The 21,460-nt window shown below is 68.8% G+C and carries 16 protein-coding genes and 3 pseudogenes; 6 read left to right on the plus strand and 13 right to left on the minus strand.

Annotated features, from left to right (window positions below; genetic code table 11):
* Positions 1-43: 43 nt before the first annotated feature.
* From V4Y04_RS35285 to V4Y04_RS35300, 4 genes and pseudogenes are all read right to left on the minus strand, one after another.
* Entirely contained in the window at positions 44-1,789 is a 1,746-nt protein-coding gene (locus tag V4Y04_RS35285) for a VanW family protein (RefSeq protein ID WP_332432351.1), read from the minus strand.
* Between the two features lie 536 nt (positions 1,790-2,325).
* Complete coding sequence (locus V4Y04_RS35290; RefSeq protein ID WP_332432352.1) at positions 2,326-3,471, minus strand: hypothetical protein; 1,146 nt, start codon at positions 3,469-3,471, stop codon at positions 2,326-2,328.
* A 305-nt stretch (positions 3,472-3,776) separates the two neighbouring features.
* Positions 3,777-4,385, minus strand: coding sequence for a YceI family protein (locus V4Y04_RS35295; RefSeq protein ID WP_443080136.1), 609 nt, complete (start codon positions 4,383-4,385; stop codon positions 3,777-3,779).
* Between the two features lie 103 nt (positions 4,386-4,488).
* Positions 4,489-5,106 (minus strand): annotated as a pseudogene (locus tag V4Y04_RS35300) (ABC transporter ATP-binding protein); the annotation flags it as partial.
* Positions 5,107-5,768: 662 nt separating this feature from the next.
* Here V4Y04_RS35300 and V4Y04_RS35310 point away from each other — a divergent pair.
* Positions 5,769-6,728 (plus strand): DUF5996 family protein, encoded by a 960-nt coding sequence (locus V4Y04_RS35310; protein WP_332433121.1) that lies wholly within the window; start codon positions 5,769-5,771, stop codon positions 6,726-6,728.
* 9 nt (positions 6,729-6,737) lie between these two features.
* Here the strand turns inward: V4Y04_RS35310 and V4Y04_RS35315 are convergent.
* Both V4Y04_RS35315 and V4Y04_RS35325 read right to left on the minus strand, forming a co-directional pair.
* Positions 6,738-6,872, minus strand: a pseudogene (locus tag V4Y04_RS35315) (DUF3105 domain-containing protein); the annotation flags it as partial.
* Positions 6,873-7,474: 602 nt separating this feature from the next.
* Positions 7,475-8,026, minus strand: coding sequence for a histidine phosphatase family protein (locus tag V4Y04_RS35325; protein ID WP_332432354.1), 552 nt, complete (start codon positions 8,024-8,026; stop codon positions 7,475-7,477).
* Between the two features lie 322 nt (positions 8,027-8,348).
* On the opposite strand from V4Y04_RS35325, the gene V4Y04_RS35330 reads away from it, so the two are divergent.
* Entirely contained in the window at positions 8,349-9,014 is a 666-nt protein-coding gene (locus V4Y04_RS35330) for a response regulator transcription factor (RefSeq protein WP_332433122.1), read from the plus strand.
* Positions 9,011-10,114 (plus strand): sensor histidine kinase, encoded by a 1,104-nt coding sequence (locus V4Y04_RS35335; protein ID WP_332432355.1) that lies wholly within the window; start codon positions 9,011-9,013, stop codon positions 10,112-10,114. Before V4Y04_RS35330 ends, V4Y04_RS35335 begins: the two co-directional genes overlap by 4 nt.
* Before the next feature lie 49 nt (positions 10,115-10,163).
* Here the strand turns inward: V4Y04_RS35335 and V4Y04_RS35340 are convergent, their stop codons facing one another.
* Positions 10,164-11,153: a BtrH N-terminal domain-containing protein gene (locus V4Y04_RS35340; protein ID WP_332432356.1), complete on the minus strand. Its 990-nt coding sequence runs from the start codon at positions 11,151-11,153 to the stop codon at positions 10,164-10,166.
* 571 nt (positions 11,154-11,724) lie between these two features.
* On the opposite strand from V4Y04_RS35340, the gene V4Y04_RS35345 reads away from it, so the two are divergent.
* Positions 11,725-12,153 carry a hypothetical protein gene (locus V4Y04_RS35345; RefSeq protein WP_332432357.1) on the plus strand — a complete coding sequence of 143 codons (429 nt, stop codon included), beginning with the start codon at positions 11,725-11,727 and terminating at the stop codon, positions 12,151-12,153.
* A gap of 288 nt (positions 12,154-12,441) precedes the next feature.
* Here V4Y04_RS35345 and V4Y04_RS35350 read toward each other — a convergent pair whose 3' ends face one another.
* Both V4Y04_RS35350 and V4Y04_RS35355 read right to left on the minus strand, forming a co-directional pair.
* The gene (locus tag V4Y04_RS35350) at positions 12,442-12,870 is read right to left on the minus strand and encodes a hypothetical protein (RefSeq protein ID WP_332432358.1); all 429 of its coding nucleotides are present in this window, start codon (positions 12,868-12,870) and stop codon (positions 12,442-12,444) included.
* Positions 12,824-13,324 (minus strand): annotated as a pseudogene (locus tag V4Y04_RS35355) (transposase); the annotation flags it as partial. The pseudogene V4Y04_RS35355 and the gene V4Y04_RS35350, both read right to left, overlap by 47 nt.
* A gap of 193 nt (positions 13,325-13,517) precedes the next feature.
* Here V4Y04_RS35355 and V4Y04_RS35360 point away from each other — a divergent pair.
* Positions 13,518-13,787, plus strand: a complete 270-nt coding sequence (locus V4Y04_RS35360) for a WhiB family transcriptional regulator (protein ID WP_332432360.1) — start codon at positions 13,518-13,520, stop codon at positions 13,785-13,787.
* Between the two features lie 1,070 nt (positions 13,788-14,857).
* Entirely contained in the window at positions 14,858-15,490 is a 633-nt protein-coding gene (locus tag V4Y04_RS35365; protein ID WP_332432361.1) for a TetR/AcrR family transcriptional regulator, read from the plus strand.
* A gap of 52 nt (positions 15,491-15,542) precedes the next feature.
* On the opposite strand, the gene V4Y04_RS35370 is transcribed toward V4Y04_RS35365, so the two are convergent.
* The 4 genes from V4Y04_RS35370 to V4Y04_RS35385 all read right to left on the minus strand — a co-directional run bounded on the left by V4Y04_RS35370 (position 15,543) and on the right by V4Y04_RS35385 (position 20,977).
* A complete protein-coding gene (locus tag V4Y04_RS35370) occupies positions 15,543-17,159 on the minus strand; it encodes a long-chain fatty acid--CoA ligase (RefSeq protein WP_332432362.1) in 1,617 nt (538 codons plus the stop codon).
* 185 nt (positions 17,160-17,344) lie between these two features.
* Complete coding sequence (locus V4Y04_RS35375) at positions 17,345-18,685, minus strand: MFS transporter (RefSeq protein ID WP_332432363.1); 1,341 nt, start codon at positions 18,683-18,685, stop codon at positions 17,345-17,347.
* Positions 18,686-18,872: 187 nt separating this feature from the next.
* Positions 18,873-20,072 carry an acetyl-CoA C-acyltransferase gene (locus V4Y04_RS35380; protein ID WP_332432364.1) on the minus strand — a complete coding sequence of 400 codons (1,200 nt, stop codon included), beginning with the start codon at positions 20,070-20,072 and terminating at the stop codon, positions 18,873-18,875.
* Positions 20,069-20,977, minus strand: coding sequence for an SDR family NAD(P)-dependent oxidoreductase (locus V4Y04_RS35385; RefSeq protein WP_332432365.1), 909 nt, complete (start codon positions 20,975-20,977; stop codon positions 20,069-20,071). Before V4Y04_RS35385 ends, V4Y04_RS35380 begins: the two co-directional genes overlap by 4 nt.
* Positions 20,978-21,460: the final 483 nt, after the last annotated feature.

Consider the following 21,460-nt stretch of genomic DNA (forward strand, 5'->3'; position numbering starts at 1 on the left):
ATCCTTTGCGGCTTGTCTCTGTCGCTCTGACGGGGTCGCGTCCTCAGGGCTGACGCTTGCCCGGTGTCTTTTCGCAGGTGATCTCGTCACGTGGGGTGTAGTGCGTGCGGAACGGTTCCCGCTTCACTTCCCGGCCGCCGTCGCGGAAGACCCGCTGCACGGTGACGTCGAAGCCCTCGAGCGGGGTCTGCGGCACGCACTTCTCGGCGGTGCTCACCTTCTTGGCCGGCTGCTGCGCGTTGGTGCGCGGCCCCTTGACCGACGTGACCTCGTCGTACTTCTTGGTGCCGAGGAAGGTGATGGTCACCGAGGTGTCGGTGGACTCGGCCTGGAGGTAGAGGGCCTTGCCGGAGTCGTTGGTGAACCTCAGGTCCAGGCTGCCCCAGGCGACGGTGGCCTCGCGGCCCTCCGGGTAGCGCTCGATGTAGAAGGAGTGGGCGCCGTACTCGACGGGCTTGACCCCGGCGAAGAACATCGCGTTGAAGACCGTGGTGGCCACGGCGGAGACACCGCCGCCGGGTGCCTTGACGTACCGGTCGTCGAAGATCATGATGCCGTCGACGAAGCCGTTGGCCCGGGTGCGCTCGCCGACGGTCCGGTTGAAGCTCCAGGTCTCGTTCGGCATGACGACGGAGCCGTTGATGAGTTGCACGGCCCGGCCGACGTTCGTCGTGCGGTAGGCGGCCGGTTCGAAGTCGACGGTGAAGGAGGACATCTTCTCGGTCAGCCCCAGGCGTGCCGCGTTCTCGCGGGTGACCTCCGGCTGGATCTGTTGCGTGGTCACCTCGCCGGTGCGGGCGGTGCCCGACTTGGTGAGCAGGGGCAGGACGGCCTTGCCCAGGGCCTTGTCGGTGACCTCCACGCCGGGCCTGGCGTCGGCGGCCACCACGACCTTGTCGCCCTCGAGCCCCAGCCGGGCGTTTCGGGGCGTGGTGGGAAGGCCGTTCAGGACGCCTGTCACCGCGGGGGCGGCGCGCAGGCCCTTGCTGTCGAGTTTCGCTGTGAGTCTGCCGGCGTCGTCCGGCCGCATGGTCAGGTACTCGCCCAGCACGGCCGGGGGGAGCGTGAACCGCTGGCCGCCCGCGGTGAGCGTGACCGGTGCCGACATCGCCGGCTGCGCGAACTCGCGCACCGCCCGCCGCACCTCCTCCGCCGTGATCTTCGGCCTGGTCTCGCGTGCGGGCAGCACCGTGACCGAGTCCGCCGTGCCGTGCAGGAAGGGGGTGCGCAGGGCGCCGGTCGCGGCGTTGACGTCCAGCGCGTACCCGGTGCGCGGGGTGATCTGCTCGACCCGGCCGCCGGCGAAGGAGACGGCGCCGTCGCGGACCGTCTGGTCGAGCGTCTTCGCCAGCTTCCCGAGGGTGGCACGGGCCTTGCGCTCATCGATCCGCACGACCGGCTCGATGTCACCACCGCCCGAGCGGAACAGTCCGCCGATCACGCTGACCGGATCGGCGCCGGTGGACGCCGCCTGCTCAAGGGTTTCCCGGACGTCGAAGGTGAGCCCCGCCTGCCGCGGATCGACCGCGCCCTCGCGGTCGCCGACCTGCACGGCCAGCTTCCGCGGGCCGGCCGCCGCCAGGTGCCGCTCCAGCTTGCGGGTGGCTTCCTCATGGGTCAGGCCCCCGATGTCCACGCCGCGCACCGTGGTACCCGCCTCGATCTCACCGCCGGTGAGCAGCAGTCCGGCGAGATACAGGCCGCCGATGCCGACGGTCAGCGCACCGCCCGCCAGGGCGGCGGGCGGGACAGAGGGCATCCGGGAGGTGGAGGGTATCCGGGGGCGCATGGGTCTCCTGAACGGTCGATGTGACGTGCCCCCGATGTCACGGCACGGTGGGCGGAACAGCCGGCCAGGCTACGCACAACCGGGCATCAAAGGGTATATCCCAGGTCGTGTCGGGCGTTGTGGATCAGCGGCCTGATCGACGAGCTGAACGGCACCCGGAATGCTCGGCCGCCCGGCCCTCCGCCCGCAGACGGGCGGCCATTTTGGGCCGGCCCTGCCCCGGCCCACCGATTCTGGCCAGGGGCGACGGAGTGACGGGGTGACGCTTACCGCGCCACGCGCGTGGGCGTTTCACGCGCGTGGGGCGTTCCCGCTCGAGAGTGCCATGACAGTGGTCATGGGGAGGGCCTTTCGCGAGGAGCGCCGCCCGCCGTAGCGGGAGGAACGGATGACCCGGGATGTTTGTTTAATCTTAAACATGCCCGGCTGGTGGGGGCGGTACTCGTGGGATGTGGTGTGCCCCACGTGGCATGTGCTCGAGAAGGCACTGGACGGGTCGGGCCGGCAGTGGGCCGGTGAGGCTGCGGGCCGGGCGGTCAGAAGCGGGGGAACCGGGTGGTGAGCGCGCTCTTCGTCATCGGCGTCACCGGTGTCATCGGTTCTGATGTCCCGGCGCGGTCCAGGTCGGACAGGAGCCGTTCCGCGTCGGTGACCAGCGATCCGTAGACGTGCCAGGCTCCGGGTTCGGTCAGGGCGCCATGTGCCACGAGTTCGGTCATGCTGTCATGCCAGTTCTGGGCCTGGTCGAGCGCGGTGCGCAGCCGTTTGCAGGCCTCGGTGTGCTCCGGATCGGCTGCCCGGTTCACTTCGGCGAAGTCCTCCACGGCCTGTCCGGCCAGCTCGAGCGTCCGGGCGTACTGGTCGGTGAACGACTGCCCCAGGCGAAAGTCGTCCCGGGACGCGTTCACGGTATCGGTCAGGGTCCGGGCGATCCCTCGCACCTGCAGTGATATGCCGTGCAGGACGAGGAGCGCATGGCCGCCGGTTCCGGGCCGCCGGGGCCCGTGTACGGAGCAGCGGAGGTTCCAGCGCAGGCTGTCCTCGGCCAGCCGCACGTGGTCCTGTGCTTCGGCGATCTCCTCCTCGAGCTGACGCGCTCTCGACAGCCAGACCCGCGCGTGGCTGGTCTGCTGGTGCTGGCGCAGGCCGCGGCCCATGTCGTACAGCAGCCTGCCGGTGGCCCGGGCCAGCCGGCGCACCGCGGTCCGGGAGTCGGCTACGTGCACGGGGGGCAGGATCAGGGCATGGACGGCCGTTCCCACGAGGGCGCCGGTCACGGTGGCCAGTGCCAGGAGGGCGAGGTCGCGCACCGGCATCGCCGCCGCGGCCGTCAGGGTGATCAGCGTGGTCGAGGCGACCTGGAGACGGTCGTCGAAGGCGCGGCGTCCGCGGGCCACCAGGATGATGGCCAGGACCGCCATGATGCTCCCGGCGGTGGGGCCCAGCCACCAGGCGGTGGCGAGGGCCAGGGTCACCCCGGCCACCTGGATCGCCACCCGGCGCGCGGCTTCGATCATCGAGTGGCGCACCGTCGAGGTGTTGACCACGAGCAGGGCGGTGGCGACGGCCAGGAACTGGGGCCGCCCCTGCCCCCACGGGGCGGTCGCCTGCCAGGCGAGCAGAGCGGCGGTCAGGTTCTTGCCGCCGTGGGACAGGAGGTGCCCGCCCTGGCGGGCGGCCACGGATCTGACCAGGCGTGCCAGCGCCGGCCACCCGGGAGGCGGGGCAGGCGACCGCCCCTTCGAACTAGTTGAATGTTGCACGAAATAAAGAATGCCATTTTCCGCCGGGTTTGACCAATAGTGTCCCCGCGGTCTTACGGGGGTGGGTCGCGTTGGTCGCGGCCGGGCGCGGCGCCCCGAGAGGCGGAGGGGCAGGCGTGGTCGAGGCGCGATTCCACCGTGATCGGAGTGGCTCGTGCTCGTGTCGCCTGTCCGCGGGCCTCAAGGCGGCCGGGCCGATCGCCTCCCACATGCGGGGGCGGTGGTCAGGCGGCGCGGATCGCGGAGACGTCGAACTCCAGCTTCACCTTCTCGCCGACCAGCACGCCGCCGGTCTCCAGTACGCGGTTCCAGGTCAGGCCCCATTCGGTGCGGTCGACTGTGGTGGAGCCCTCGAAACCGGCGCGCTCGTTGCCGAAGGGATCGGTCGCCGTGCCGGTGTGGGTCAGGTCCAGGACGACCGGGCGGGTGACGCCCTTGATGCTCAGGTCGCCGCTCAGGTGGTAGGTGTCCGCGGAGAGCTGCCGCACCGAGGTGCTGCGGAAGGACAGCACGGGGTGGGCCTCGGCGTGGAAGAAGTCGGCGCTGCGCAGGTGCCGGTCGCGCTGCTCCTGGCGGGTGTCGAGGCCGGCGGCCTTGATGGTCACGTCGGCGGTGGAGCGTCCGGGGCGCTCGCCGTCCAGGTACAGGCGGCCGTCGAAGTCTTCGAAGGTGCCTCGGACCTTGGTGATCATGGCGTACCGGGCGACGAAGGCGATGCTGCTGTGCGCGGGGTCAATGGTCCAGACGCCGGTCAACCGGGCGGTGACCGGTGCGGAAACCGAGTCGGTGGCCAGGGCGGGAGCGGTGGCGCGGTGGCGGTTGAGCAGGCCCATGGGGTCGTCCTTCAAGGAGAGGGTGTGTTCCACTCCCCTCCAGCATGTTGAGGTTTGAATCAATTCCGGAGTGATTCCTGCATCCTCGACGGTCCGGCAGCCTGAGGACGACTTCCGCTGCCACCCCGTACACCTCGGCCGGCAGGCGGGAGGTGAGGATATCGGCGGGCGGGCCGCAGGCGGTTACTTCGCCGTCGCGCAGGACGTGGAGACGGTCGCAGTAGGAGGCGGCCAGGTTCAGGTCGTGCAGGGCGAGCAGCACGGTGGCGGGCAGTCGGCGCAGGGTGCCGAGCACGTCCAGTTGGTGCCGGATGTCGAGGTGGTCGGTGGGTTCGTCGAGGACGAGCAGGGTGGGTTGCTGGGCGAGGGCGCGGGCGATGAGCACCCGCTGGCGTTCGCCGCCGGAGAGCCGGTCGAACCGGCGGTCGGCCAGGTGGACGGCGTCGACTGCCATGAGTGTGGAGTCGACGAGTTCGGCGTTCTCGGGGGTGTCGCCGGCGAGGAGCCGTTTGTGCGGGGTACGGCCCATCGCGACGACCTCGCGGACGGGGAGGCCGAAGTCGGCTGCCGACTCCTGCGCCACCGCCGCCACGATGCGGGCCAGTTGCCGTACCGGCAGTGACCAGGCGTCGCCTCCGTCGACGCGGACCTGGCCGGTGTCGGGACGCAGGACGCGGTAGACGGCGCGCAGGAGGCTGGACTTGCCGCTGCCGTTGGGGCCGCAGCGGCGAGGTGTTCAGCAGCTCCTCGGCCTGTCGGTGGCGTTGTTCGGAGAAGAGGAAGTCGTGGAATTCGGTCCAGAAGCCATCGTCCTGGAACCCGCTCGTCCGTGGCCTGGTGCGTCAGTCCGGGTGGCCCGTCGCCAGGCCATCGTCGACCAGGGCGTGGCCGTCTCCTCGGGTCCGCCGACCTCGACGGGCTTCAGTACCGCCGGATCCAGGGTTTCCGTGTGCCGGGCGAAGACACGCTCCACACAACGGTGTCCGGTGTCGGCGCCGATCACCAGGTGCAGACGGTCGGGACGGCGGCGGACCTCGTACGTCGCGGTCAGGAGCTGTCGGCGTCCAGCTTCTTCGGGTCCGTGAGTGTGCCGGGCCCGATCGGCGGGCGGCCGCCCCGGCTGTTGCGCCGGAGGCGGTCGCAGACCTGGCCGGCCCGTCGGAAATGGTGCGGCCGATGCCGTGCCGCCGGAGCCGGCGGTCGCTGGCCGGGCTTCAGGACGGTGGTGGTCCGAGTGGCGGTTGTCCGATGCTCATGTTGGCGCAGCGCACGCCGATAGGCCTTCCGGGTTCGACGAGGTGCCGCACCTGTCGGGCGTGGTCATCATGGTCATCCAGCCTCGTCCGGCCATCAGGAGCGTTGGGCGGGAGGGAAGGGATGACCATGGAGCTGTTCCCGCCGATCCCGCTCGCCGAGTGGCGCGACACCAAAGAGACTCTCCATCGCTTCGCGCAGATCGTCGGGAAGATCCGTCTCGCCGCCAGCGCTCAGCGCAATCACTGGTGGAATGTCCCGCTGCACCTCACGGGGCGTGGCACCACCACTCGCCCGATGGGCCAGGTCGACGGCAATCCGATCTTTACGATGGACTTCGACTTTGTCGCGCATCGGCTGGTTGTTTCGACTCTGGACGGGCGGGAGATCTCCCTCCCACTCATCGGCCGGTCCGTGGCGTCCTTCTACACCACGGTCATGGGCGCGCTGGCCGCGCTGGGCGTCCGGGTGCAGCTCGCCGTACCAAGACCCTTCGACCTTCCCGACTCCGGCCGGCCGTTCGCCGAGGACACCGAGCACTCGATCTACGATCCCGCGCAGGCCAACCGCTACTGGCGGGTCCTCAGCCAGGTGGCGTCCGTACTGGAGGAATTCGCCGCAGGGTACTCGGGGAAGGTCAGCCCGGTGCACCACTTCTGGCACACCTTCGACATCGCCCACAGCCGGTTCTCCGGGAGTCACATCGAACAGCCTCGACAGATCGACCCGGTCACCCGGGAGGCGTACTCCCGGGAAGTGATCAGTTTCGGCTTCTGGTTCGGAGACGACACCTTCCCCGAGCCCGCGTTCTACTCCTACACCGCTCCGGAGCCCGCGCACCTGGCGGAGGAGCCGCTCCGGCCCGCGGCGGCACGCTGGCTTGCCCGCGGCAACAGCCACCTGGCCGTGCTGCGGTACGACGAGGTCCGTACCGAGGCCGACCCGCGCGCTGCCGTACTTGCCTTCTACGAAAGCGCATACCGGGCCGGGGCCGGACGCGCCGGCTGGGAGATCGAGCGGATGGCATGCCCTGGCGGGGTGACGGACCCGCACCTGCGGGCCCCCGGGCCCGGTACCGCGTCCGGCTGAGGCCCGCACGCCGTCGCGGGTGACCCAGACTGCGCCGTGCTCGAGGGAGCGGACGGCGTTCTCGTTCGGTATCGCCTCGGCGCAGACGCTGCCGTCGCAGGTCATCCACGCCTGGCTGTGGTCGCCGCCGACCGGCGGGCTCAGGAGCAGCGTCGTCTTTGGCGCCGCTGTGCCCGGCGTATCCCAGACACACCACCAAGGCGGCGAGCAGGACGGCAAGGGCAGGACAGAGGACCGCGGTGCGCATAGTCCACCGCGGACCGTGTCCTCTGTCCTGCGCCGGCTGCGCACAGCTTTTCGTCACGAGTGATGTGAAGCGGTCCCCGTGGGAGACCTGATGGCTGGTCCCGGACTATCAGTGATCATGCCCGTTTGCGCGTATCGGGATGGATGAAGGCACGGGACACCGGGTGGTTCGGGGCGCTCAGGGTGCCAGAGACGGACTCGGCGATACGCGCGCCCGGGAGCAGCCCACGCTCGCGAGCGGCGCCCACCATGTACAGGGCGGTGCGGTCTTCGACGCCCCCGGGATCGTGGCCTTCGCGCCTGGTCCAGAAGCTCCGTTCGGAGGCGGTGAACGGTGTACCGATCCACGGAACCGAAGTATCGCCGACCAGCCCGGCGGGGGTGTTGTGCATCGGGCGCTTGCCGTCGGTTCGTCCAGGCCTCGGAGAAGGCGGCCCCTGCTCGCGCTGCGCGCTTGTACGGCGATTGGCGGATGCCCTGAAGCAGGACAACTTTCCGGGTCACGCGGCACAGGTGCGCGCTCGGCAGGCATACGACGTAACGGACACCGTCGACAGAAGCGGTACTTTGAGGTGCCAGAAGGCTTTCACCGGTGCTGACAGAGCGTGGACGAGCACGGCCCGGGTAACGGCCGGTTCCGTGATGGCCAGTGCGCGGTCCATGTCGGGCGGCAGGCTGTTCAGCCAATGCGTGATCCGTTGGCAGAGCTGGCGCACGGACTCGCCTCCGTGGGGCGTGGCATCCGGGTCCGTCAACCAGGCGGAGAACCCGTAGGGGTCGGTAGCGGCGACTTCGGCGGCTGTGCGGCCGTGCCACTTGCCGTAGTCAAAGCCGCGTAGCGCAGGCTCGAGTGTGGTCTTGAGGGCCAGAGCGTGAGCAGTCCGGGCGCAGCGGGTCGAAGGTGCCCGGACGGCCACCGAGTACCGGGGCAGGGCTGTTCCGGTGGCGCCTGCCTCAGACGGACCGCGCTCATTCGGGGCATCGTCATCGAAGATTGCCTCGCTGGTGTCGTCCCCGGCGGTCGCGCACAGAAGCGTCAGGCAGATCGTCATGGCTGATCCCCTTCCTGCCCGGCAGCGGGCCGACTGGTGCGGGACGGCCGAAATTCCGTGGAGCCGGTGGCGTGGCACGGAGCTTTTGCGTCTGTCGCCAGTCGGTTGATCAGGCGGGCGGACTTGGTAGCGGTATGCGGAACTCCCACCTCCACAGTCAGGCAAAGCTGCGCATGGCAACCATCCGGCACCTGTCCGGAACCGACCCCGCCGACTGGCTGGCACGTTCCCGTCACCCGGCCGCATCCAGTGTCGGCCACCCACGGGACCGACCTCGCGTGGTACGAATCGGACAGTGGGCCCGATGGCGAGTGGAGCACGCGTGATCCGGGTAATGGTGGTCGACGACGAGGCACTGATCCGTACGGGCTTCCAGCACATCCTCGAAGCGACCGACGGCATCGAGGTCGTGGCGGCGGTTCCCGGCGGCCAGGCGGTCCGAACGGCGAAGGAGAAACGCCCCGACGTCGTGCTGCTGGACATCCGGATGCCTGACGTGGACGGCCTCACCGTCCTGGCCGACCTCCTTCGGCTGCCGCACCCACCGGTGGTGGCCATGCTCACGACGTTCGACATGGACGAGTACGTCGCCACGGCACTCCGGTCGGGCGCCGCCGGCTTCCTGCTCAAGGACACCGACCCGGATCAACTGCCCTACCTGGTGCGGACCCTGGCCGGCGGCGGCACCGTTCTGTCGTCCAAGGTCACCCGGACCGTCGTAGACGGCTATCTGAACTCCGGCCTGCAGGAAGACGCCGCCCGCAGCCTCGCCCCGCTGACCGACCGCGAGCGCGCCGTACTCGCCTTCATCGCCGAGGGACTGTCCAACACCGACATCGCCGCACGGATGCACCTGAGCACCGGCACGGTCAAGGACCATGTGAGCGCCATCCTCACCAAGCTGGAAGTGGGCAGCCGCGTTCAGGCCGCCCTGCTCGCGGAACGAGCCGGCCTGCTCAAGCCGCCGCGGGACCAGAAGAGGTCATGAGCACTCGCCGCCTGCCCGCCCCGCTGCTGGACGCCGCCCTCGTCGGAGTCTCACTGATCGATGTCTGGGGCCATGTCGACACCTCCGAGCCGCTGCGCATGGTCTGCGCCCTGGCCGCTGCCTTCGCTCTTCTCCTGCGCCGTCGTCTGCCGCTGCTCACGTTCCTGCTCACCCTTCCCGCAGTCCTCGTCTCCGACGCGGTTTTCGCCGCCCTGGCCGCGCTGTACACGCTCGCCTCACTCACCCGCCGCCGCACCCTGCTGGCCGTCTGCGCCGTAGCGTTCACCCTCAGCGACATGACCTCTTTTCCGTCGCCGGACTTCGACTTCTCGACACCGTCGACCTTTGTCACCCTGGGCTACACAGCGGCGACGGCGGCCGCACCCGTCTTCCTCGGCCAACTCGTCCAGACCCGGCGTGATCTGTCGTTGCGACTCGTCGAGATCTCCCAGGCACGCGACCACGAGCGGCAGCTGACGGCCCAGACCGTGCTGGCCAAGGAACGCACGACACTCGCCCGCGAAATGCATGACGTGGTCTCCCACCAGGTCAGCCTCATCGCGGTGCAGGCCGGAGTGCTCCAGGTCGGCAGCCGGGACGCCGAAGTGAAACAAGCCGCAGCCACGATCCGCAGACTGAGCGTGCAGACCCTGGACGAACTGCGGCACATGGTCAGCGTCCTGCGGGCTTCCGGGGGCCGCCCCACGGAACTCATCCCACAGCCCTCCCTGGCCGACATCCCTCAGCTGGTCGACAACAGCGGCATCGAGGCCGAGCTGCACACGGACCTGTCCGGCAGCCTTCCACCGCCGGTCCAGCGTGCCATCTACCGCACCGTCCAGGAGGCGCTGACCAACGTGCGCAAGCACGCCTCCGGCGCGACAGCGGTCGTCCGCATCCGCCACGAGAACACAACCGTCCGTGTCACCGTCACCAATACGGCACCGACCCGGCCCGCTCTGCCCCTTCCCAGTGCCAACTACGGCTTGGTCGGGCTGCGTCAGCGTGCCGAGCTGCTCGGTGGAACGGTCACCTGCGGCCCCACCACAGACGGCGGCTACCAACTGTGCCTGGAACTTCCGGTCGACGGCACGTGGTGAGCGGGCGAGCCCGAGTGGTCCGGTGCGTTGAGGCCGGTGGAACGACTCGTCAGCACTGGAGCAGGCTGAGTTCCTGCATCGCATCGCGTTCGATGCGCGAGAGCTCGTGGAGGAGGGTGCCGGCCTGCACGAGGTTTTTCGCGTCGCCGGATTCGCCTGCTGTCGCGACGAGTGCGGCCACCTGTGTCCAGAGGGTGGCGGCCTCGGTATACAGGGTGTGGCCGGTGCGCAGGTGGCTGCTGTCGATCAGCTGGGCGCACTCGGCGAGGAAGTCCCGGTAGAGATTGCGGAACAGGGCGCCGCCGGTGCCGGCCCTCTCCAAGAGGGCGGCGGCCCGTGGCAGGTCCTCCTGCGGATTGTCGCTGCGCTGCAGCCACTTCGGCACTTGCTCGGCGGTCTTCTCGATGCCCCGGTGGCCCAGGTTCGCGATGGGTGGGTTCAGGAAGGCGTCGGCGCAGGTCTTGATCGCGGGGATGATCCGGTCCTGCGGTGGCGTCGGGCTGCTGGGCGCTGTGAGGGTGAAGGAGCGGTGCTTGGCGGTCATGGGGCCGCGCTCGGCCCTGGCTCTGGCCAGGCCTGCGAGGCTGGTGGAGACGGCTCCGCCCTGCGGGTCGGTGTCCACCAGGTAGGCGTCCTGTTCGTCGTAGCCGTACATGGCCACGACGTGCCCGCCGAAGTGCACCTTGGTGCTGAAGTAGTCCAGGTGGTAGCTGTCGAGTTGCAGGCCGACCGGCCGACCGGCGTCGATGGGTGCCGCCACGTTCTGCCATGCCTTGCGCGGGGAGGTGGTCTCCCCGATCAGCAGCTCGAGTCCGAGGGCGCCGGCCAGGTTCCTGGTGAGTTCGAACGGCTTGACCCGGCCTCCCAGGAAGGGAAAACCCATGGCTTTGCTGTCCCAGTAGATGAAGGACAGCCCGGAGCCGAGCCCGAACAGCATGGGCTCGGACAAGTCCAGTCCCTCATGCCGCAGCAGCACGCCCAGCGCCGTCGTCTCACAGTGCTGCATGCCGCGGACAGCGATGTCTTTCACCATGGCCATGCCGCTTATTCTCCTCCCTCCCCCTGACGGCGACGCTGCGCAGGGGCGTGCCGGACCACCGGGTCCCAGGCATGAGCGGAACATGCCGATCGCCATGAATCCCGGACGGGCGGCCTCCCGGCACAGAGTCGCCCGGTGACGGCGCCACCGGACACAGCAGCCGTGCTCGAGCGGGGCGCCTGCTGCCGGTCCAGGACCGGATCACATGTGAGACGGCCGGCTCGCCGTCTCGGTGATCCAGGAGGGCGTGGTCCGGATACCGCGGTGACGGTTCAACGCGATGGGTCTCCCGAGATGCCGATGTGCCGATGCGTGACTAGGCTCAGTGAGTGAATGCCGCAAGCACGGCACGCCCGGCCGACCGGTTCCCGAACCGAGCGGACCATGGCCGCAGTGATCGCCCGCGTGTACCGACGGGCGGCCTGGAGGCGTCGGCGGTCGAGCCCGTGCACCGCATCGGCATGCAGTGACATTCAAAGACCCTGTCGCAACTTTTGTTTGCGGCTGCGGCCATCCATTCCCGCACTCTCTTTTGGGGGCGCGGGAGACGATGGAGCGAAAGGTATTTCCCATGCGAACACAACGCGCGAGGCGCATCGCCACGGCGTCGGCCGCAGGGCTGCTGATGGCCGGCGGTGTCGCAGTCGGCACAGCAGGCACCGCTTCGGCCTCCTCTCAGGACTACAGTCCCAACCACAGTCCCAGTCAGTACTGCGAGAACCACCACTCCTGGTGGAACGACGACTGCGACTACTACGGCCGTTACGACAATGGCCGTTACGACAACGGTCGTTACGACAATGGCCGTTACGACAATGGCCGTTACGACAACGGTCGTTACGACAATGGCCGTTACGACAACGGCTACGACAACGGCCGTGGCGGTAATGGCGACCACCATGACAACGGCCGTGGCGGTAATGGCGACCACCATGACAACGGCCGTGGCGGTAATGGCGACCACCACGGCAACGGCCGTGGCGGTAACGGCCACCACTGACAACCCACCTACGACAACGCGATGTGCGGTCCCCCTGGGACCGCACATCGTGCTGTCCTGGCTTGAATCAGCGGAGAAAGCCGTAACTCGCAGGAGGGCTCCGTTCGGTTCGCTGCCCGAGACCGGTGTGGACGAGGCGGCAGGGCCAGATTGCTGGGCCGGGACGGGCGCAGACAATCGGTGGTGGCGTCATGGTCCAGATGTGACGGCATTCCCGACGGCAACGACGGCAACGACGGCACACGGACGCGCATGACGGCTGACCTGGACGTTCGAAATCAGAGGCCGTCAGCATGTCGCTCGGCGTCTTGCCCGATCCTGCGGATGTGCGGTCCGGCCGAACAGGTGCAGGTCGCACCATTGCCGCGGGCTTCGGCGCACGGGTGCTGAATGCTGCTCCTTGGAAGAGATCACCGGAACGATGAATACGGCGGTGGAGAGGACCGCCTCATGAGTGCCTCCGAAAAATGGTCCGAACAGCGCAGCCCGCACACCGTCCAGTGAAAAGCCACCGGCGTTCACCCGTATCCATTGCAGCAGATGCCGACCGCTTGTGCGGACAGAAACGCGCGGACGGAAACGGTGGGGACGGCTGGAGAGTGAATCTTCGATCAGTGACTCATCTTCGAAATTGAAGCCGACCAGGTCGTACTCCTGGCTGAACCGCCGGTCATGTGGTGGTTGTTGCGAGCCGCGGTTTGTGGAAGGTGCCGTCACGAAGCAGGGCGAAGAGTACGTCGGCCCGTCGTCCTGCGAGGCGGAGCAGGGCTTGGATGTGGTGTTTTCCCTGGCCGATCTTCTTGTCGTAGTAGGTCCTGAGGGTCGGGTCGGCCAGGACGGCGGACGCGGACAGGAAGAAGACCTGTTCGAGCTGCTTGCTTTCGTTGCGGGACAGTTGCTCGCCGCGGATGGAGGAGCTTGAACTCCTTGTCACCGGGGCGAACCCGGCACAGGCGGCAAGGTGGGCTGCGGAGGGGAAGCCGCTGCCATCGCCGACACCGATGAGGACCCTGGCTCCGGTCCTGACCTCGATGTCCGACATCGAGGTCAGGATCTTGGAAAGAGGGTGGTTCACCAGCAGATACTCAATTCTCGTGGCGAGGAGTCTGCGTCGGTCAAGGACGGATGTGAGCGAGCCGACCGGGTTCGGGACGATCAGCACGGCCGGGTCCGCACTGCCGGCTGCGGGGCGACGGCCTCGCCCACCTTGTCCGGGCCGTCGCCCGCATGGGCAACCTTGCGTTTCCGGGCGTGAAGGCTGGAGAGGATCCGTAGCGAGTTGTAGGCTGTTCTGCAACCTCTGCCGGGTCCTTTGGTGCTGCACAGTGCCAAAGGTGTCGTCGAGCGCTGCGTAGAGGTGTGCCGTGCCTGGCTCGTTCCCTGAAGATCACAAGGCGCCGAACTGGCGCGATCAGGCTTCGTGTGTGGGCGAGGATCCTGAGATTTTCTTCCCTCTGTCCGACTCCGCGTCGCCCGGAGACGAGGCTTTCCTCGCCCGGATGATATGTCGTCGCTGCTCCGTTCTTCTTGTCTGCCGGTCGTGGGCCATCGACCATGGCGAGGACGACGGGATCTGGGGTGCCACCACGGCCGCACAGCGCAGAGCGATTCGTCGAGCGCGGCTTGGGTCGTAGAGGCGGCCCGGCCGGTAAATCTGCCGGTGGTGGCTCGAGAGCGGGCTGCTGATCGTCGTCCGGACGTTCTGTGTTCTTCGGCTGGGGCCCGGTGGTGATCGGCGCGGCCTCTTTGCGGGTGCGTCGGCGGCTTCAGGGTTCGGGGAGCGTCGACTGCGAGCGCGGTGGCGACGTGGTGCACGGCCGGCCGGGTCTTGCCGACGGGAACCTTGGCGGTGTCGCCGTCCAACGCATCCGGCGCGGGCGTGCCGTCCGCCGGCAGATGGGCCGTCGGAGTCGCGTGCGCGCCCGCGACCACATCGGTGCTCTTCATGCGAAACCGCGAGGAAGGCTCCGTTGACCTGCTGAAATACCTGATCCTCATGGCTGGTGGACCGAAGAGCGTGGCGGCGGGCTTGGATCGGCCGTCGGCGGGAGCGGCCCGGTGGTCAGGCTCGGACATCAGGTCGTCGAAGTCGGGACGCGCGTTCTTGTGGCTGATCGAACCGAGACTGACCACCCGGGTGCCCTCGCCGCGGTCGGCCTGTCGAGGAGCAAGCCGGTCAGCGCGAAGTGGTCCGGCATGTCGGCGCCGAGCTGCACCTCGACCTGCTCCTCCGGAACCCGATGGCGGAGGCGCTGTCCGGCAGCCCGGACCACCACCCGCCCCACCGGCTCAACATGCTCCTGCTGCCGTTCGACGACACGCTGACCGGCGAGCGGAACTGCCCGCACCGGGAGCGGCAGACCCTGGACTGCATCTGCATGACGCGCGCCGCGGGCCGAGCTCCCGCCGCCGTGCCCGCAGCCCGTGCCGCCGCGCGCCGGCCGGCTCCGCCCGTAGGAGCACGTACCTGGGTGCGCGCTGCAGGCGCTGCGGGAGCCCGACGTCCCGGCACCACGGCGGCTCGCGGACGGATCGCGCAGCTCCAGCAGCCCTGTCGGCAGGCCGCCGTCGCCGGTGCCCGTGGGCTCACTGCCCGTTTCTCGCCTGAAATACTAGGGAGTATCATCATCAGGTGCTCCGGACCCTCGAAGAGTGCGTCGGTGAGCAGTGCGCCGGACGAATACCGAACGGGAGAAGGATCTGGATGGCAGTCGCGGACGGCGTCGAGGCCGACAATGCCAAGCGCCGAATTCTGGATGCCGCAGCCGATGCCTTCATGGAGCAGGGGTTCGGCGTCGCCATCGATGACATCGCCGACAGCATCGGTGCCACCAAAGGGCTGATCTACTACCACTTCCGCTCCAAGTTCGACATCTTCCTTGCCGCGTACGAGCACGGCATGCGAACCGTCCGCGAACAAGTGGAGCCGCTGGCCCGGGCGCCCAGGAGCGGGCGGGAGAGACTCATCGCCATGTCGACCCAGCACGTGATGAATCTGATGACGAATCTCACGTATCACCATGTGGTCCATCTCGGTGTGCGTGAGCAGTCGTCGACCGCGCTGAAGCCCCGTCAGCGGAAGGCGTTGGACGAGCTGAACGTCCTGCGGGCCGAATACGAAGACCTTTTCCTTCAGGTCGTCAAGGAGGGGATCGCCGACGGCACCCTTCGTCCCGTGCGCGCGAATCTGGCCGCCCGGACGCTGCTGTGCAGTCTCAATGCCGTCGACATGTGGTTTCGCCGGATCGAGGGGCAGTCGGCGGACGACCTGAGGCACCTTGCCGACGAGGTCGTGGACCTCGTGGTCGGAGGACTGCTCCTCGATCCGGTTCGCTGAGACTCTGCCGTGGCAGAGTCCGCGACGGGCCGTTCAGTGGTGTGGCCGCCCGTCAGCCGCTCGTCGTGGTCATCGACCGGCGCAGCGCGGCCTTCGCGAACTTCCCGGACGCCGTCTTGGGAAGACCGTCCAGCATGACCACTCTCTCGGGGATCCACCACTTGGCCACCCGTCCGGACAGATGCCGGCGGACGCTCTCGGCGGTGAGGCCCGAATCCGGTACCGGCACCACGCAGGCGAGCGGCCTCTCTCCCCACTTGTCGTCGGGCACCGCGATGACCGCGGCCTCCAGGACATCGGTCATCGCCATGATCTCGTTCTCGAGTTCGACCGACGAGATCCACTCTCCTCCCGACTTGATGAGGTCCTTGGTCCGGTCGACGATGCGCACGACACCGAGGGGGTCGATGGTGGCCACGTCGCCGGTCCGCAGCCAGCCGTCCTCGGTGAACTCCGAGGCCTGGGGGGAACCGCCGAAATAGGCGGCCGCGACGGTCGGGCCGGCGACCTGCAGTTCACCTCGGTGCCGTCCGTCGCGGGGCGCGGGGGAACCGTCCTCGGCGATCAGACGCAGCGAACACAGCACCGTGGGCGGACCGGGGGCGGCCAGTGCCGTGATGCGGTCGTCCCCGGTCAGGGAGCGTGCCGTTTCGCTGGGTACTCGCGCGCTGCAGACCAGCGGGCTGGTCTCGGTCATCCCCCACGAGCTCGTCAGCGGGATCCCGGCCTTCTCGTGGAAGGCGCGGGAAAGCGGGACGGGCAGCGCGCTTCCGCCGCTGACGGCGCGCCGCAGTGCGCTCAGGTCGGCGTCGCCGACGTGGGGCAGTATCCCGCGCCAGACCGTGGCCACCGCGGCGGCGAATGTGACCCGGCACGCCTCCATCCCCCGCACCAGACGCTCCGGTGACATGACCGGGCCGGGCATGACCAGGTTCGCTCCGGCCATCAGTGCGGCGTAGGGGAGGCCCCAGGCGTTGACGTGGAACATGGGCACGATCGGCATCACCGTGTCGTCCTCGCTGATGGCGAAGGTGTCCGCCATCAGCAGCGTCATCGCGTGGAGGATGATCGAGCGATGGTCGTAGAGGACTCCCTTGGGGCGGCCCGTCGTCCCCGAGGTGTAGCACAGGGCGGCGGCGGTGCGTTCGTCGACGCTCTCGAACGCCTCGACCGGCCGGGCGGCGCGCAGGAGGGTCTCGTAGTCGTGCACCCGGGGGTCGATCGGCAACTCGGCCGGTGAGCCGTCGTCCATCACGACGAGGTGCCGCACGCTCGGGCACCTGTCGAGCAGGGGGTGCACCACGTCGAGGAGCGACCGGTCGACGAAGAGGACGTCGTCCGCGGCGTCGTCGACGATGTAGGCGACGTCGTCCGTGAAAAGACGGTGGTTGACCGTGTGCAGGACCCGCCCCGAGCAGGGCACGGCCATGTACAGCTCCAGGTGGCGTTGTGAGTTCCATCCGAAACTCCCCACCCGGGCGCCGGCGGGGACGTCCAGGTGATCCAGCACTCCGGCGAGGCGGCGGACGCGCTCGGCGACGTCGCCGTAGGCCGCGGACACCGTGCCGCTCAGCTGTGTCGTGGTGACGTGTTTGCGGCTGAACCGGTGCTCCATGCCGTCCATGAGTATCGGCAGCGACAAGGGGCGGTCCTGCATGAGGCCGTGCATGTGCGTTTCCTTCGTCTCTCGTTCCGGGATGGGGCGCGGCTGGGATCTCTGTCCGACCCTTCCCGTCGTCCGCCCGAAGGACGGGCCCCGCGGCGTCGTGGGGGTCCCCCTGCTCGAGCGAAGCCGAGAGCTCGGGGGAGTGCGTGTCGGACGCCGCGGGGCAGGCGGGAATGGTCGGACAGGCCCTAACTCGCGACGGGGGCCGGGGCCTTGGCCTCGGCCGCGTCCTCACTGCGGACGGCCCGTGCGAGCAGAGGCGTGAGCAGGACGCCGACGACCGAGGAGGCGATGACGACGTAGAGCCCCGCGCCGGGGTCCCCGGTCGCGTCCTCGGCCAGGCCGAAGGCGTACGGGCCGAGGAATCCGCCGAGCAGCCCGATCGTGTTGATGAACGCGAGGCCGGCGGCCGCGGCCAGTCCGGACATCCGCGCCATGGCCACGGACCAGAACAGCGGCAGCGTGCCGAACACGAAGACCATGGACACCACGATCAGCAGGATCTGCACGGTCGGGGACGACGAGAGCACGAAGAGCGCCGCTGTCACCGCCGTCGACGCCGCGAGGATCCCGATGAGCGTCACCTCGTTGCCGAAACGACGGTGCACGAGGGGAACGAGGAGCACTCCGACGGTGGCTCCGATACCGGCGCTTCCCGACACCAGACCGATGAGGAACGAGCCGTGAATGTTCAGCCCCTCGACGATCGACGGCATGTTGAAGACGATGCCGACGTTCGTGACCTGGTTGAACAGGTAGATCAGCGCGACGATGACGATGAAGGGGCGGGCGAAGGCGTGCTTCAGGTTGCCCTTGATCCGGTTTCCGGTTTCCGTGTCGCCACCGGCGGCACGGGCGGAGAGTATCTGCGCTTCCTCGGACGTCAGCCATGAGGCGTCGCGGGGCGTCTCCGGCAGGCTGAACCAGACGAGGACGCCGACGAGCATGGTCACGATGCCCTCGATCAGGAACATCCACTGCCATCCGTGCAGCCCCAGAGCGGTGTCGAACTCCATCAGCGCGCCGCCCATCGGGTTGCCCACGACCAGGGCGACGGTCGGGGCCAGGTAGATGAATCCGACCACGGTGGCGCGGTGCTTCTGGGAGAACCACACGGTGACCATGTACATGAGGGTCGGGTAGAGGCCTGCCTCGGCCATGCCGAGGAAGAAGCGCAGCACATAGAACGACCACTCGCCCTGGACGAACATCATGGCCGCCGAGAGCGCGCCCCAGGTGACGGCGATCCGTGCGATCCACCGTCTTGGGCCGACTCTGTGCATGATCAGACTGCCGGGCACCTCCAGGAAGGCGTAGCTGATGAAGAAGATCCCGGCGCCCAGCCCGAAGGCCGTGACGCTGATGCCGACGTCGGCCTGCAGGTGGGTCTTGGCGAGCGCGACGTTGGTGCGGTCGATGTAGGCCATGAAGTAGGCGGCCAGCATGATCGGCAGGAGCCTGACCATGGCCTTGCGAGTGGCGCGCGCGTGCAGCGTGTCCGCCGCCGAGGAAACCGAATCGACAGTCATCGAAGACCTTCCAACGGGTTGAGGTACTGGTGTCGTGCGTGGAACGCATCCGGAGTGGTGGCGACGTGTCGCCTCGGTACGGCGGTGGCGGCAGCGGCGGCCGGACTGTTCCGGTCCGCGCTGTTCGAAGAAGGGAGCCCGCCCGGAAGCGGGAGTCCGCGCCGGCCGCGTCAGCAGATGGTGCTCGTCAGAAGATCTCGAAGAGACCGGCGGCGCCCATGCCTCCGCCGACGCACATGGTGATGACGGCGAACCGGGCGCCGCGTCGGCGTCCCTCGAGCAGGGCGTGGCCGACGAGGCGGGCCCCTGTCATGCCGTAGGGATGGCCGACCGTGATGGCGCCGCCGTTGACATTGAGCTTGGCCGGATCGATGCCCAGGCGGTCACGGCAGTGGACGGCCTGCGACGCGAAAGCCTCGTTGAGCTCCCACAGGTCGATGTCGTCCACGGAGAGGCGGTGTTCGGCGAGCAGCTTGGGGACCGCGCGTACGGGCCCGATCCCCATTTCGTCCGGCTCGCAGCCGGCGACGGCGATTCCCCGGTAGGCGCCGAGCGGGGTGAGCCCGCGTCTCGCCGCTTCGCGGGCCTCCATCACGACGGCGGCGGAGGCGCCGTCGGAGAGTTGGGACGCGTTACCGGCGGTGACGGTGGAGGTCGTGGACACCTTCCCGTCGGGAAGCACCGGCCGGAGACGGGACAGCGCGTCACGTGTGGTCGAGGCGCGGCTTCCCTCGTCCTCGCGCAGGGTGAACTCCCGGACGGCCGCCGGGGTGCCCGGCCCTTCGGGAGTGGTTCGCCTGCCGGACAAGGCGACGATCTCCTCGTCGAAGAGTCCCGCCTGTTGCGCGGCGGCCGTCCGGCGCTGGGACAGCAGGGCGAACTCGTCCTGCGCGTCGCGGCTGACGCCGTAACGCTCTGCCACGATCTCCGCCGTCTCCAGCATGCTCATGTAGAGCGAGGGCTTCTCCCGCGACAGCCACGGGTCGAGGGCCCGGTGGGTGTTCCTGTACTCGTTCTGGACGAGGGAGATGGATTCGACTCCGCCGCCGATCACGATGTTCATCCCGTCGGTGACGACCTGCTTCGCCGCGGTCGCGATCGCCATCAGACCCGACGCGCACTGCCGGTCGATGGTCATCCCGGGAACCGTCACCGGCAGACCCGCCCGCAGCGCTCCCTGGCGAGCGACGTTCATCCCCGTCGAGCCCTCCTGCATCGCGCAGCCGAACACGACGTCCTCGACCTCCTGTCCGTCGAGTCCCGCTCGCCGCAGTGCGCCGGTGATCGCGTGGGCGGCCAGCTGCTGACCGGACGTGTCGTTGAACGAGCCACGGAACGCCTTGCCGATCGGCGTCCGGGCCGTGGACACGATGACGGCCTCTCTCACGGCACGGCTCCCGTCTCGGTGCCGGCCATGGCGGCGTACCGCTTCGTCTGGTCGAACGCGGACGCGGTGACCACGGGATCACTCATGTCACTGATCTCGGCCCACCGCTCGGCGACGGTTTCGGGCGAGCGGTCGCCCTCGGGAAGGTAGACCCCCGCGGACTCCGTCATCTGCGCAACGGCGAAGACACCGGCGCCGGCGGCGAGGATGGTCTTGGTGGGGGCCTGTTCACTGACGAGGAACAAGGCTCCCGGAGCAATCGATTCGGGGGTGAGCAGGCCGAGGATCCGCTCGTCGATCAGGCCCTCGGTCATCTGCGTGGCCGCGGTCGGGGCGAGCGCGTTGACGCGAATGCCCTTTCTCTCGCCCTCGATCGCGAGGACGTTCATCAGGCCGACCAGGCCGGACTTCGCCGCACCGTAGTTGGACTGGCCGAAGTTGCCGTAGATGCCGGATGCGGACGTGGTCATCAGCACCCTGCCGTAGCCCTGTTCCACCATGTGCGGCCACACCGCCTTGGTGCAGTGGATCGAGCCCATCAGGTGCACGTCGACGACCTGGCGGACGTGATCCAACTGGATCTTCGCGAAGGACTTGTCGCGCAGGACCCCGGCATTGTTGATGAGGATGTCGACGCGGCCCCACTGCGCGAGAGTCTCGTCGATCATCCTCTCGACGGCCTCCGCGTCCGTGACATCGCAGAGGTGGGCGAACGCCTCACCACCGGCGGCCCGGATCTCCGCGGCCACCCGTGCCGCCGCGCTCCGGCCGGTGGATACTCCACTCGGCGACCCCATGTCATTGACGACCACCTTGACGCCGCGCTCGGCGAGGGCCACGGCATGAGCCCGCCCCAGCCCACCACCGGCACCGGTCACCACCGCTACCCGACCTTCGAAGTTCATCTCGCTCCTGTTTCATACTACGGAGTATCATCATGGTCAGGGCGTCATCGGAGTGTCAACAGCCAATCTGGGGATCGAGCCGTGAATCCGGCCCCCGGCCTCGCCGGTGGCGCGGGGCGTCGACGGGTCGGCCGATGGTGGGTCGGCCGACGGTGGGTGTGGGTCGCCAGGTGGGCCGTCCAGATCTCACCGGAGTCGAGCCCGGCGACGCGGTCGCGGTACGGGATCGTGGCGCGGTGCGGCAGAAGGCGGTCAGGGAGACGACCCGCTCGGCGCCGAGCGGGTCGTCTCCCTGACCGCATCCCCGAACGACAGGCCAGGACCGAGCGGTACGCCGGCGCGGAGACCTGTCGACCGAACCACCACGGACGTCGCCGCCGAACTGCGCGAACGCACCGGCGGACGCGGTCCCGACGTGTGTACCGAAGCCGTCGGCGTGGAAGCCCGCAGCGACGGTCCGACGCACCTGTACGACCAGGCCGA

It is taken from the genome of Streptomyces sp. P9-A2, assembly GCF_036634175.1.
GTDB classification, from domain to species: domain Bacteria; phylum Actinomycetota; class Actinomycetes; order Streptomycetales; family Streptomycetaceae; genus Streptomyces; species Streptomyces pratens.

Bases quoted from the DNA above. Each gene is read 5' to 3' on its own strand.
- V4Y04_RS35370 (WP_332432362.1), bottom strand. From the start codon at position 17,159: ATGCACGGCCTCATGCAGGACCGCCCCTTGTCGCTGCCGATACTCATG.
- V4Y04_RS35340 (WP_332432356.1), bottom strand. From the start codon at position 11,153: ATGGCCATGGTGAAAGACATCGCTGTCCGCGGCATGCAGCACTGTGAG.
- V4Y04_RS35345 (WP_332432357.1), top strand. From the start codon at position 11,725: ATGCGAACACAACGCGCGAGGCGCATCGCCACGGCGTCGGCCGCAGGG.
- V4Y04_RS35295 (WP_443080136.1), bottom strand. From the start codon at position 4,385: ATGGGCCTGCTCAACCGCCACCGCGCCACCGCTCCCGCCCTGGCCACC.
- V4Y04_RS35365 (WP_332432361.1), top strand. From the start codon at position 14,858: ATGGCAGTCGCGGACGGCGTCGAGGCCGACAATGCCAAGCGCCGAATT.
- V4Y04_RS35385 (WP_332432365.1), bottom strand. From the start codon at position 20,977: ATGAACTTCGAAGGTCGGGTAGCGGTGGTGACCGGTGCCGGTGGTGGG.
- V4Y04_RS35325 (WP_332432354.1), bottom strand. From the start codon at position 8,026: ATGACGATCTGCCTGACGCTTCTGTGCGCGACCGCCGGGGACGACACC.
- V4Y04_RS35375 (WP_332432363.1), bottom strand. From the start codon at position 18,685: ATGACTGTCGATTCGGTTTCCTCGGCGGCGGACACGCTGCACGCGCGC.
- V4Y04_RS35285 (WP_332432351.1), bottom strand. From the start codon at position 1,789: ATGCGCCCCCGGATACCCTCCACCTCCCGGATGCCCTCTGTCCCGCCC.
- V4Y04_RS35310 (WP_332433121.1), top strand. From the start codon at position 5,769: ATGGAGCTGTTCCCGCCGATCCCGCTCGCCGAGTGGCGCGACACCAAA.
- V4Y04_RS35335 (WP_332432355.1), top strand. From the start codon at position 9,011: ATGAGCACTCGCCGCCTGCCCGCCCCGCTGCTGGACGCCGCCCTCGTC.